Origin of the sequence: uncultured Rikenella sp., from assembly GCF_910577125.1 — a bacterium.
Taxonomy (GTDB): domain Bacteria; phylum Bacteroidota; class Bacteroidia; order Bacteroidales; family Rikenellaceae; genus Rikenella.
On the sequence record NZ_CAJTMN010000018.1, the window covers coordinates 17,281 to 30,353 of the forward strand.

At 55.1% G+C, this 13,073-nt stretch carries 11 protein-coding genes; 2 read left to right on the forward strand and 9 right to left on the reverse strand.

What is annotated here, in order from left to right; genetic code table 11:
- Positions 1–23: 23 nt before the first annotated feature.
- The 4 genes from QZ292_RS03650 to cls are packed head-to-tail and all read right to left on the reverse strand — an operon-like array spanning position 24 to position 4,135.
- Positions 24–977, reverse strand: coding sequence for a phosphoribosylaminoimidazolesuccinocarboxamide synthase (locus QZ292_RS03650; RefSeq protein ID WP_294597979.1), 954 nt, complete (start codon positions 975–977; stop codon positions 24–26).
- A 35-nt stretch (positions 978–1,012) separates the two neighbouring features.
- Positions 1,013–1,981, reverse strand: a complete 969-nt coding sequence (locus QZ292_RS03655; protein WP_294597980.1) for a PhoH family protein — start codon at positions 1,979–1,981, stop codon at positions 1,013–1,015.
- Between the two features lie 17 nt (positions 1,982–1,998).
- Positions 1,999–2,640, reverse strand: coding sequence for a porin family protein (locus tag QZ292_RS03660; protein WP_294597982.1), 642 nt, complete (start codon positions 2,638–2,640; stop codon positions 1,999–2,001).
- 49 nt (positions 2,641–2,689) lie between these two features.
- A complete protein-coding gene (cls, locus tag QZ292_RS03665) occupies positions 2,690–4,135 on the reverse strand; it encodes a cardiolipin synthase (protein WP_294597984.1) in 1,446 nt (481 codons plus the stop codon).
- 163 nt (positions 4,136–4,298) lie between these two features.
- On the opposite strand from cls, the gene QZ292_RS03670 reads away from it, so the two are divergent.
- Positions 4,299–4,598, forward strand: a complete 300-nt coding sequence (locus QZ292_RS03670) for a hypothetical protein (protein WP_294597986.1) — start codon at positions 4,299–4,301, stop codon at positions 4,596–4,598.
- Positions 4,595–6,241, forward strand: a complete 1,647-nt coding sequence (locus QZ292_RS03675) for an AarF/ABC1/UbiB kinase family protein (RefSeq protein WP_294597988.1) — start codon at positions 4,595–4,597, stop codon at positions 6,239–6,241. The genes QZ292_RS03670 and QZ292_RS03675 overlap by 4 nt, the downstream gene beginning before the upstream one ends.
- A gap of 9 nt (positions 6,242–6,250) precedes the next feature.
- On the opposite strand, the gene QZ292_RS03680 is transcribed toward QZ292_RS03675, so the two are convergent.
- Genes QZ292_RS03680 through QZ292_RS03700 form a run of 5 tightly spaced genes read right to left on the reverse strand, consistent with a single transcriptional unit; the run spans position 6,251 to position 12,986 of the window.
- Entirely contained in the window at positions 6,251–7,105 is an 855-nt protein-coding gene (locus QZ292_RS03680; RefSeq protein ID WP_294597990.1) for a UbiA-like polyprenyltransferase, read from the reverse strand.
- A gap of 9 nt (positions 7,106–7,114) precedes the next feature.
- Positions 7,115–7,633, reverse strand: coding sequence for a shikimate kinase (locus tag QZ292_RS03685; RefSeq protein ID WP_294597991.1), 519 nt, complete (start codon positions 7,631–7,633; stop codon positions 7,115–7,117).
- Positions 7,634–7,648: 15 nt separating this feature from the next.
- Positions 7,649–10,300 (reverse strand): DNA gyrase/topoisomerase IV subunit A, encoded by a 2,652-nt coding sequence (locus tag QZ292_RS03690; protein WP_294597993.1) that lies wholly within the window; start codon positions 10,298–10,300, stop codon positions 7,649–7,651.
- A 27-nt stretch (positions 10,301–10,327) separates the two neighbouring features.
- Positions 10,328–12,220, reverse strand: coding sequence for a DNA topoisomerase IV subunit B (locus tag QZ292_RS03695; protein ID WP_294597995.1), 1,893 nt, complete (start codon positions 12,218–12,220; stop codon positions 10,328–10,330).
- Positions 12,221–12,236: 16 nt separating this feature from the next.
- Positions 12,237–12,986: a lysophospholipid acyltransferase family protein gene (locus QZ292_RS03700; protein WP_294597997.1), complete on the reverse strand. Its 750-nt coding sequence runs from the start codon at positions 12,984–12,986 to the stop codon at positions 12,237–12,239.
- Between the last annotated feature and the right edge of the window lie 87 nt (positions 12,987–13,073).

Below are 13,073 nucleotides of genomic sequence, written 5' to 3' on the forward strand. Positions count from 1 at the left end.
GCTTCGTTTCTTTGCACCGCCGCCTACACCAGCCGCGCCAGCATATTTTTCACATTGTTCGCGATCCGTTCCTCCGTCGCCGGTTCCACGCCGCGATCGAACTTCTCGCCCGTAATATGCTCGTACAGTTCGATATAGCGCTCGCTCACACTGTCCACAAACGCATCCGTCAGCTCCGGCATCACATCCCCCTTGCGCCCCTGGAAACCGTGTTCCATCAGCCACTCGCGTACGAACTCTTTGGAAAGCTGCCGCTGCTGCTCGCCCCGATCGAAACGCTCCTGATAGCCGTCGGCATAGAAATAACGCGAGCTGTCCGGAGTATGCACCTCGTCGATCAGATAAATCTCGCCGTCTTTCTTCCCGAACTCGTACTTCGTGTCCACCAGAATCAAGCCGTGTTTCGCCGCAATCTCCGTCCCGCGTTCGAAGAGCTGCATGGCATATTTTTCGAGTACCGCATAATCCTCCGCAGAAACCAACCCCCGGGCAATAATATCCTCTTTCGAGATATTTTCGTCATGAAGTCCCAGCTCCGCCTTAGTGGTCGGCGTAATGATCGGCTTCTCAAATTTCTGATGTTCGTGCATCCCCTCCGGCAGCGGCACCCCGCAGATCGACCGGGCCCCCGCCTTGTAATCCCGCCACGAGCTTCCGGTCAGGTAGCCCCGCACGATCATCTCCACGGCGAACGGTTCGCACTTGTACCCCACCGTCACCATCGGATCGGGCGAAGCGATCTTCCAGTTCGGACAAATATCGGCTGTCGCATCCAGCGCCTTGGCTGCAATCTGGTTCAACACCTGCCCCTTGAACGGAATCCCTTTCGGCAGCACCACATCGAACGCCGAGATGCGGTCGGTGACCACCATGGCCAAATATTTGTCGTCGATGTTGTACACATCGCGCACTTTGCCTTCGTACAAAGATTTCTGACCGTCGAAGTGCAGATCGGTCTTTACCAATGCTTTCGCCATTTTATGACTTGTGTGATTTAGTATTTTTCGTCGTTTCAATCCCGCGCCGCGCCGTGTTTCTCGAACGCCTGCACAATATGTTTCACCAGTTCGTGCCGCACGATATCCTGTTTGTCGAACTCCACGACACCGATCCCCCGGATTCCGCGCAACATCCCGATGGCCGGCATCAGCCCCGAATCTCCCTGATGGGGCAAATCGACCTGCGTGACATCTCCGGTCACGATAAATTTCGCGTTGCGTCCCATCCGGGTCAGAAACATCTTGATTTGCGACAAGAGGGTATTCTGCGCCTCGTCCAGAATGACGAACGCATTGTCCAGCGTCCGCCCGCGCATATAAGCCAGCGGCGCGATCTGCACGATCCCCTCCGCCATATAGTCCTGCAGTTTCTTGGGCGGAATCATGTCGTTCAACGCATCGTAGAGCGGTTGCAGATAGGGGTCGAGCTTCTCTTTCATATCCCCCGGCAGAAAACCCAGCTTCTCGCCCGCCTCCACCGCCGGACGGGTCAGGATAATCCGCCGCACCTCTTTATTTTTCAAAGCCCGCACCGCCAGGGCAATCGCCGTATAGGTTTTCCCGCTCCCCGCCGGCCCGACGGCAAACAGCAGGTCGTTTTTCGCATACAGCTCCACCAGTTTCCGCTGATTGGGCGTCCGGGCACGAACGATATTCCCGTTGTTCCCGTAGACGATCACATCCTCTGCCGCCGCATCGCCCTCGCCGGCGAGAGTTCGGTCGGCCGACGGCACGTCGAAAATCTGATCCACCACTTCCGGCGAAAGATGTCCATAACGACGAAAATAAGCGACCAGCTGCGCAAACCGCTCTTCGAAACGGGCAATCTGTTCCGCCGATCCCAGCAGTTTCAGCGTCCCGCCCCGCGCCACGATTTTCAGCTCCGGGAATTTTCCGACCAGACGGTGGAAATTGGCATCCGCCACGCCATAAAAATCCGCCGGGTCGATCGTTCCGTCGAGGTCTATGATCTTTTCGCCCATAAAGAAGTACGGAGTCTCTATTTCAGAATCATGTATCCGATCGAAATCGCCACTTTCTGCTCCCTGACTTTCAGACCGGAGATATAATCGTCCAACTGTTTCTGCTGGTTGGCGATTTTCGAGAAGTTGCCGCAATACCGCGCGTCGATCGTCAAGCGCCCCAGATCGACCCCGATCCCCGCCTGATAGCCCATCACGAAGTTATCGAGCCGCGGAACCACTTTCGTCTCCTTCAACCCGACATTCATCACCTCGTCCATCGGGAAACGGAACGACGGCCCGACCATCAGCCGCACGATCGAAAATTTCCACCCCACCAGAACCGGCACTTCGATCCAGTTGGAACGGACTTTCAGTTTCTCATCCGTCGTCGTCCCGTCGGCCGTCGTTTCGACCGGGAACGACCCGCTGGTACGGCTGTAAACCACCTCCGGCTGAATCAGGAAACCCAGTGGAAGCCGCACCCGTGCCTGAAGTCCGAGTTCGAACCCCGGTTTGGTACTGCTCTCGGAATAACGGTGATTGGACGAGAAGGTGTATTTCAGGTCCGAACTGTTGATCAACAGCCCGCCCTTCACGCCGAACTGTACGGGTGATGCGGCCCGCACGCCGCTCAGTGCCGCAACACACAGGAAAAGAGAGAAAAATATTTTTTTCATACTTCGATCAAACAAAAATAACGGAGCAAATATACTCCAAATTTTTCGCTTACAGCAACGGGCTGAAGAGCCGCGCCACCGACTCCTTGAGCATCTCGCTCCGGGAGCGTGCCGCCCAGTGTTTCCGCGTCAGTTTCACACACCCCTTCAAATCCTGGAGGAACCGTTGCTCGATCCGATCCGTCACCCGCGAGTCGTAGATCATGGCCGTCACCTCGAAATTATCCTCGAAACTCCGGTTGTCCATATTGGCCGTCCCGATCGAACTGAAATGGTCGTCGATGGTCATGATCTTACTGTGGTTGAAACCCTCCGTGTAGAGGTAGACCTTGATGCGCGCCTCCAGCAGTTCGGTAATATACGACCGCGATGCCCAGTAGACGATTTTGCTGTCCGAGCGCGACGGCAGCATGATCCGCACGTCGATACCGCTCAGTGCCGCCACCTTCAGGGCGGTCAGCAGCGATTCGCCCGGCATGAAATACGGAGTCGAGATGTAGATATGATCGGTCGCTTTATTGATGGCCGCGAAATAGGCCTGCATAATCGTCGCCCAATCCGAGTCGGGCCCCGAAGTGGCGATCTGCACCGCCGTATCGCCGGCATTCCGCGCGGCCGGCGCGAGGTATTTCTCCTTGTCCTTCAACTGGATGCCCGTCGCGAAGTACCAGTCTGTCAGAAATGTCAGCTGCAGCATGTGCACCGCCGATCCCTCGATTTTCAGATGCGTGTCGCGCCAGGGGCCGTATTTGGTACCCCGCAAATAACGATCGGCGATGTTCAGTCCGCCGGTATACCCTACCCGGCCGTCGATCACCACGATCTTCCGGTGGTTCCGGTAGTTGATTTTGCTGGTGAGCCACGGGAAGACGACCGGCATGAAACAGTGAATCTGCACCCCCGCCTCGCGCAGCGAACGGATAAAACGCCGCTTGAGGTTCCAGCTCCCCACGTCGTCGTAGATGAAACGCACCTCTACCCCGCTCCGTGCCTTCGCTTTCAGAATCTCGACGATCTCACCGCCCAGATCGTCGTTTTCGAAGATATAGTACTCCAAATGGATCGACGACTCGGCCCGGCGCAAGGCATCGACCAGCGACGAAAAGGTCTCCGCACCGTCGTTCAGCACCTCCAGCCGGTTATCGGTCGTCAGGAGCGATTTGTTGTTGTTGAGCAGCAGAGTGATGATCTCCCGGTTGGAAGCCACGGCCGGATGCGAGAAGCTGTCGATCTCCCTCAGCTGCCTGTAACTCAGATGTTCGAACTGCTTCAGGTCTTTGATCTCCTTGCGGTTGAAGATCTTCTGTTTGCGATAGTCCTGTCCGAAAAAGACGAAAAGCCCGAGGCCGATAAACGGCAGCAGGATGACCACCGCAATCCACGACAAAGCCCGAATCGGGTCGCGCCGTTCGTGCAGTACGGTGAATACCGTCGCGATTACCAGCAAAAAGTAAGATACCAGCAATGCGTATATAAGGATATTCCACCAATCCATGGTGGCTAAATTAGCAAATTTTCCGCCAAAACGATTCAATTCGGAGAAATAACCCTCCTCACGAGGATTCATGAATAATTTTGCCCGATATTTGCAAATGGAACTCCTGAGGAGGAGTCCTCCGGCTCCGACATCGTCAATTTCCGAAAAAGAACCAACCGATATGAACCAGGCATTGAACGTCCTGCTGCGCGCCGCTATTGCGGCGGCGGCCAGCGACCGCGAAAAATTCGTCGATCGGGTCAGCGGACTGATCGAAGACAAGGTCGGCACTTCGCCCCAGACCGCTCAAAAAGTGGCAGGCGGAATCGACCAGCTGGTCGATATGCTCGACCAGCAACTCTTTTTCCAGCAGCTCACGGCCGATCGGACGGTCGACGGCGAGCTGGAAAAGAAGATCGACCGGCTGACGGCGGCCATCGACAAACTCAATGCGAATCTGGAAAAACTCTCCGATCGATGAAACCGACCAATCTCTATATAGGTTACCTGAAGATCAAACGGGCCGGCGAAATCGCCGGCATCATCATCGGACAGGGTTTCGACGAGCTTATCGCCCGCTCGTGGATCGGACGGCGCATCCGCAAACGGCGCATCCGCAAATCGAAACCGGTCTATACGACCGAAGAGCGGCTCCGGCTGACGATCGAAGATCTGGGGCCGACTTACATCAAATTCGGCCAGATTCTGGCCGATCGGCCCGATGTGGTGTCGGAACGGTTCCGGAAAGAGCTGAAGAAATTGCAGTCGCGTGCACTTCCGTTCGACGACCGGCAGGCCCGCAGCCTGATCGAAGACGAACTGGGGATGCCGATCGAGAAGGTGTTCGCCACGTTCGACGACACGTGCATGGCTTCGGCCTCCATCGGCCAGGTCTACGGCGCGACGCTGGCGGACGGGACGCCGGTGATCGTCAAGATACGGCGGCCGAAAATCGAGCAGAAAATCAAGCTCGACCTCTACCTGATGCGGTTTCTGGCGGCCCGGCTGGCCAAGAGCTATCCGGAGATGGCCGCACTCGACATTGTGGGGGTGGTGGACGAGTTCGGCGAGAGCATCCTGCACGAACTGGACTACAGCCACGAGGCGGCCAATATTCTCCGTTTCCGACAGATGTTCGAGAACGACCTGACGGTCTACATTCCGAAGGTCTATACGGAATACACCACCCGGCGGCTACTCGTTATGGAGCGGGTGACGGGCATCACGCCGGACGACCCGATGGTGCTGAAAGCCAACGGGCTGGATACGCAGCAGATCGCCCTGAACGGGGCGAACGCCCTGCTGACGATGATTTTACGTTACGGATTTTTCCACGCCGATCCACACGCGGGCAATATCTTCATCCTGCCGAACAACGTCATCGCGTTCATCGATTTCGGGATGGTGGGAGCGCTCACGCCGCGGGATATGGACTTTCTGGCCAACATCTCGCTCGGTTTCGTTCGGCGCGATCCGGTCTCGATTGCCGACGCCCTGATCTCGCTGTGCAACGTGCGGTTCTTCAAAAAACGCGACGAGCTGATATTCAGCCTCCAGCAAATGATCGCACAGTACAGCCACGTACCGATCGAGAAGCTGGATTATGCGGCGATGATTCAGCAGTGCATCAATCTGATCACGAAATTTTCACTTCAGATACCGGGCAGCATCTTTATGTTGGTCAAATCGTTGGCGACTATTCAGAAAGTGGCCGAAAAGCTGGATCCGGACATTCCGTTCACCCCCTTGATCACCCCTTATGCCAAGGATGTGATCATGCACCGTTTTTCGCCCAAGAAGCTGGCCGGAGACCTGTACCAGACCCTGAAAAACTATGCCAGCCTGGCCGCCAATCTGCCGAACGACATCAGCGAAATCCTTTACAAGCTGAAACAAGGGGAGATACGGCACAATATCCGCTTCGAAAACAGCGAAATGCTACAGAAAGCGGTGCGGAACGTCGGGTTCAGAATGGCCTATGCCCTGATTCTCGTCGGGTTGTTCATCGGTTCGGTGCTGCTGATCAACACGCGCTCCGACCTGGGATATGCGAAGTTCCTGCTCTGGGCCTCTTCGATATTGATCTTTATTCTGATTTTCAAATGGATGTTCCGGCGGAAATAAAGAATCGCTTTAAATACCGAGGATCAATCCGAGAATAACGAACACGGCGTATGCGATACTCGCTACGCCGTTTGTTATGCCGAACATCGCCCCGATCCGCGACAGATCGTCCGGCCGAACGATAAGGTGTTGGTATACCAACAAAACCAGAAAAATCACAGCACCGACCCAATACAGCATTCCGCCCAAAGCACACCCTACCACCACGACCATCACAGTCGTAACGACATGCAACAAGACGCTGATCCACAATGCGCCCCGGACGCCTACCGCCGCCGGAATCGAGTGCAGCCGTTGCGAACGATCGAAATCCACGTCCTGCAACGCATAAATAATGTCGAATCCGGTTACCCAGGTCAGCACCAGCACAGACAACCAGACGGGTACGAGGGTCAAAGTTCCCGTCACGGCCATATACGCTCCGCAAGGCGCAATCGCCAAACCCAGCCCCAAAACCAAGTGGCATAAAGCTGTAAATCGCTTGGTATAACTATACCCCAACACAATCAGCAACACCACCGGCGAGAGCCCAAAGGTCAATCGATTGAAAGTCGCGGCCACGATCATAAAAGCCGCCGCATTGAGCATCACGAACCACGTCGCCGCCCGAACACTGATCTTTCCGGCGGGAATCTCCCGCCCAGCCGTCCGTGGATTTTCCGCATCGAAACTTCTGTCGATCAGCCGGTTGAATCCCATCGCCGCATTCCGGGCAAAGACCATGCAGGCCAACACACCCGCCAAAATCCATCCATCAAAGCCGCTCACCATCACGCCCAATACATAGCCGATCAAGGCAAACGGCAGGGCAAAAGCCGTGTGGGCGAACTTCACCATAGAGAAGTAATACTTCAGCTTTTCCATCCAGAACAACTAAGAATGAGACAAATAGGGATTTAAAATTTCAATTAGCCTCCCCACGTCCCGCGACGGATTGGCAACCACGACATTGGCCTCTCCATAGTAGGCTTCGCGGACAGCCAACGTCTCGGAAATATACCGCACGAGCTCCTCCGGCGACTTCCCTGCCACCAGCGGACGGCAAGTCTTAGCTCCCGCCAGTCGAGCCGCCAACGCTGCCGGCGCCAGCTTCAGATAAACCGTCACTCCGCCCGCATTCATTGCCTTCATATTGTCATAAAAGCACGGTGTTCCGCCACCGGTCGAGACCACGACATCGCCTCCGCCGGCAATCACCTCCTCCAAACAGGCGCGTTCCAAAACCCGAAAGCCCTCCTCGCCTCGCGCCGCAAAAATCTCACTCACCGTCGCCTCCGCCTTTTCTTCGATCATCTTATCCAGATCGACAAACCCATACCCCAGCCGATGCGCCAAAGGCCGCCCGAGCGTGGTTTTGCCGCTCCCCATAAAACCGATCAGAAAAATCAGCATAATAAAAAATCACAATTAAAATAGTTCCAGCTGATTATCCTCTCCAACCGGAATGGAAACTTCATCTTCCGTATCCACCTCGGTCACCGTAGTCGCCACCGGATCTGCCTGAGAAACAGGTTCCTGTTCCGCTTCTTTCTGCAAAGATTCCAGCCAGACCACCTCGGACAAGGTCAGATTCGAAAGCCGTTTCCCTTTGGCCCGATGACTTTTGACTCCGATAAACGCTTCTGCATCAACCACTTCCGGAGAGCGTTCGTTGTATTTTCCCCCGTACTGCAGTTTCAATACGGGGTATTTGTCGCTGTTCAAGGTAACGAACTCATTCTCAGGCTCGACGAACTGCTGCGGCTTCTGATCGCACTGCTCCGCCTGGAACCGTTTGACATAATGCAGTCCCTGCTCTTTGTCGATATACACCACCGTGTAGACCTTCTCCGGATCGTACTTCTCCACAAAAAGCAGGTTCTCCGGGAAATGCTGCCCCAAATCATAATTGGAGGTATAATACTGTGCGTCTTTCGTAAAGACCACCAGCCGGTCGTCCCCTGCAAACTCGCCCAACAGCTCGCCCCGCTCCTCCGTATTGAGCCGGTTGATGTCGTGGTCGAACCAGACATTCTGCCCTCCCAGCGTCGAAGCTCCCCGCTCTTTCATCACAATTTTGTGAATCGCATACCTCGAGAACAGATTCCCCTGCGACTGGCGTCCCTTGATGACCAAGTCGCCGAAATTGAGGTCGGTAATCAATTTTTTGAGCCTCGGCCGCGGTTTGAAATAGATTTTCAGCGTCTCCGCCTCGCCGTTCGGATTGACGCTCATATAGAGCACCTCGCTCCCCGCCGTCCCCTTCGTGATGTCGTACTCCCGGTCGCGCGTAATCCCTTTGATGGCGCACCGCTTCATCATAATCGCCCCCTTCAGCCCGTCCCGGTAGAGCACGTTGTAGATCGTCCGCTCGTCGTTCCGCTTGAAAACACCGATATAAAGGATGTTCTTGCTGAAAAACGCCTTTTCCGAGACCTTCGTAATCGTGTATTTCCCCTGCTTGTTGAAGATAATCACGTCGTCGATGTCCGAGCAATCGCACACAAATTCATCCTTTTTCATCCCGGCACCGATCCCATAGAACCCCTCGGCCCGATTGACGTACAACTTGGCATTGGCCACCACCACCTTGGTCGCTTCGATGGTGTCGAAACTCCGAATCTCGGTCTTCCGTTCCCTTCCCTTTCCGTATTTTTTCAGGATATTTTGATAATACGCAATCGTATAGTCGGTTAGTGTCGCCAAGTGATGTTCCACTTCAGCAATCTCCGCCTCGATATTCCGAATCTGTTCCTCGGCCCGGAAAGCATCGTAACGTGAAATCCGCTTGATTTTGATCTCCGTCAGCTTGATAATATCGTCGCGCGTCACCTCCCGCCTCAGCTGGGCCTTGAACGGCGTCAGCTCCCGGTCGATCGTTTCGAGCACCGACTCCCAGGTCGTACACTCCTCGATCGAGTTGTAGATCCGATTCTCGATGAAAATCCGCTCCAGCGACGACATGTGCCACTCCTCGTTCAACTCGCCGAGCCGGATTTCAAGTTCCCGCTTCAGCAGTCCCTTAGTATTCTCCACCGACCGCCTCAGCATGTCGCTCACCCCCATGAACAACGGTTTCTTATCCTCGATCACGCAAGCGTTCGGCGAGATAGAGACCTCGCAATCCGTAAAGGCATACAGCGCATCGATGGTCTTGTCCGGCGATACGTCGCCCGACAGATGAACCACGATTTCGACATTGGCCGCCGTATTGTCGTCCACCCGTTTGATCTTGATCTTCCCCTTCTCATTGGCTTTCAGAATGGAATCGATCACGGTCGAAGTACTTTCCCCATACGGTATCTCACTAATAACCAACGTCTTCTTATCCTGTTTCGCAATCCTCGCCCGCACCTTGACTGCCCCGCCCCTGAGCCCGTCGTTGTACCGCGAGCAGTCGATCAGCCCGCCCGTCGAAAAATCGGGATACAGCGTAAACTCTTCCCCCCTGAGGTATGCGATCGAAGCCTCCAACAGCTCGATAAAGTTGTGCGGCAGGATTTTGGAAGCCAGCCCCACGGCAATCCCCTCGACCCCCTGCGCCAACAGCAGCGGGAACTTCACCGGCAGCGTCACCGGCTCCTGGTTCCGCCCGTCGTACGAAGCCATCCACTCCGTCGTTTTCGGGTTGAACACCACGTCCAACGCCAGTTTGGAGAGCCTCGCCTCGATATAACGCGGCGCCGCCGCATCGTCGCCCGTCAGGATATTCCCCCAGTTTCCCTGGGTGTCGACCAACAGATCTTTCTGCCCCAACTGAACCAAGGCCGCCCCGATCGAAGCGTCCCCGTGCGGGTGGAACTGCATGGTGAAACCGATAATATTGGCCACCTTATTATACCTCCCGTCATCCATCCGCTTCATGGCGTGCAGAATCCGCCGCTGAACCGGCTTCAGCCCGTCGTTCAGGTGCGGCACCGCCCGTTCCAGAATCACATAGGATGCATAATCCAGAAACCAATCCTTATACATCCCCGTCAACCGATGCGCCACTGCCGCATCGGTTAGCTGCGCATATTTTCCGATCTTCTCCTCTTCTGCCGGCTTCCCGATCGTTTCGTTTTCTTCTATTTCGCTCATTTATAAATTCTTTTCCTATTCTACCTACTAAACAGCTTCAATCAATTCCTGTTCCTGTGCCCGTTCCAGCTCCTCAATCAGATCCTCCTCGATTTTCAGGTTGTCGATAATGAAATCCTGTCGCTCCGGCGTATTCTTCCCCATGTAGAACTCCAGCAAATCTGCAATCGGATCCCCCTTGGTCAACCGCACCTTTTCGAGCCGAATCCCCTCGCCGATAAACTCCCGGAATTCATCGGGAGAAATTTCGCCCAGCCCCTTGAACCGCGTGATTTCCGGATTGGCCCCCAGTTTTGCAATGGCCTGCTGCCGCTCGGTTTCGGTATAGCAATACCGCGTCTCCTTTTTATTCCGCACCCGGAACAACGGCGTCTGCAGAATGTACAGATGCCCCCCGCGAATAATATCCGGGAAAAACTGCAAGAAAAAGGTAATCAGCAACAACCGGATGTGCATGCCGTCGACATCGGCATCGGTGGCGATAATCACCTTGTTGTACCGCAGGTTGTCCATATCCTCCTCGATATTCAGCGCCGCCTGCAAGAGGTTGAACTCTTCGTTCTCATAGACGATTTTCTTGGTCAGCCCATAGGTGTTGAGCGGCTTCCCCCTGAGGCTGAACACCGCCTGCGTATTGACATCCCGGCTTTTGGTAATCGACCCACTGGCCGAATCCCCCTCAGTGATGAAAATCGAGCTCTCTTCGGCCCGTTCATCCTTATCGCCCAAGTGAATCCGACAGTCCCGCAGCTTCTTATTATGCAACGAAACCTTCTTGGCAAACTCCCGCGCCTTCTTTTGAATCCCGCTGATCGCTTTGCGTTCCTTTTCCGCCTCCTGAATTTTTTTCAGCAGAATATCAGCCGTTTCCGGGTTTTTATGCAAGTAATTGTCGAGCTGTTCTTTCAGGAAATCGACCACGAAGTTCCGCACCGTCGGCCCCTCAGGCCCCATCTCCTTCGACCCCAGCTTGGTTTTGGTCTGCGACTCGAAAACCGGCTCTTCGACCTTGACGCTGACAGCAGCGATAATCGAAGTCCGGATATCCGCCGCATCGAAATCCTTTTTGTAAAACTCCCGGACGGTCTTTACCACCGCCTCCCGGAAAGCCGCCTGATGCGTCCCTCCCTGCGTCGTGTGCTGCCCGTTGACGAACGAATAATAGGTCTCGTTGTATCCCGTCCCATGCGTCATGGCCACCTCGATATCGTCTCCCGAGAGGTGAATCGCCGGGTAGAGGAAATCCCCTCCGACGCTCTCGTTCAGCAGATCGAGCAGCCCGTTTTTCGATAGATACGGCACCCCGTTGAACCGGATCACCAGTCCCGCATTGAGGTAGGTGTAGTTCCGGAGCATCGCTTCGATAAACTCGAAATTATAGCGGTACTCGCCGAACACGGTCGTGTCCGCCACGAACTGCACCCGGGTACCGTTCTTTTCGCCGGTCGCATCGGTATGCTCGCCCACCTTAGAGCCCGCCTCGAACTCGATCGTCCGCGCTTCGCCGTCCCGCGTACTGGTTATCGTAAAGGTCGAGGACAAGGCATTCACCGCCTTGATCCCCACCCCGTTAAGTCCGACAGATTTTTTAAACGCTTTGGAGTCGTACTTCGCCCCGGTGTTCATCTTCGAGGCCACCTCTTCCAGTTTTCCGAGCGGAATCCCGCGTCCGTAGTCCCGAATGGTCACGGTGGTCTCCTCGACATTGATCTCGATCTGCTTGCCGAACCCCATCATATACTCGTCCAGCGAGTTGTCCAACACCTCTTTAATAAGGATATAGATCCCGTCGTCCGGCTGCGATCCGTCGCCGAGTTTCCCGATGTACATCCCCGGACGCCGCCGGATATGCTCCTTCCAGTCGAGTGTCCGGATATGCTCCTCCGAATAGTCGTTCACTGCCTCTTGCACTGCTGTCATCTTTGTATTTTATCTCCTAACTATTGATTTCCCGGTAATGCCGCGGCGCCATCTCCCGATGCGCCTCCCCCATCAAGGTATTGAGCGTATCCCGCAGTTCCCGTGTCGGGGTGCACGACACTTCGTTCGCACTGATCGCCGGCAGAATCCGCACCCGAAACGTATGCGGCGCTGCAATCCCCCCATCGCCAAAAGCATCGAACGTGCCGTCGATCACCACCGGCAGAATATCCACACCGCTCTCCTGCGCCAGCCGCATCGCCCCCTCTTTGAAAAGACTTACTTGGCCGGTCTTCGTCCTCGTCCCCTCGGGAAACATAATGATACTCACCCCGCGCCGCAAATAGGCTTCGCACTTCTGCATCATCGCCTTGGCCGCCGCCGACGCCCCCCGCTCGATCGCCACATCGCCGTGCATCCACAACACCCACCCGAAAACCGGTATTTTATACACTTCCCGCTTCGACACCCACTTGAAGTTGAAGGGCAACACATACAAAAGCGGTATGTCCAACATCGCCTGATGGTTCGACACCACGACATACGGCCGCCCGTAAATGACGTTTTCCATCCCCGTCACCTCGACTCTCCACCACGGACAGAGCCGGTAGATCATCTTCGACCAGAACCGCGAGACATGGTGGCACACCACCCGATTCCGATCGAACAGGACGGTAGCCATCCACACCGCAGCGAATACCGAAAAAATCACCACGGTGAACAAGCTCAACACGGTCAAATAATAGATCGTCCGCAAACGATTCATAATTCATTGCATTTTTATCTATTCACTGCCTACAGGAGGGTACTGTTCTCTTTGTGAACAAAGAGAACCAGAAAAACTTTAGAGGAT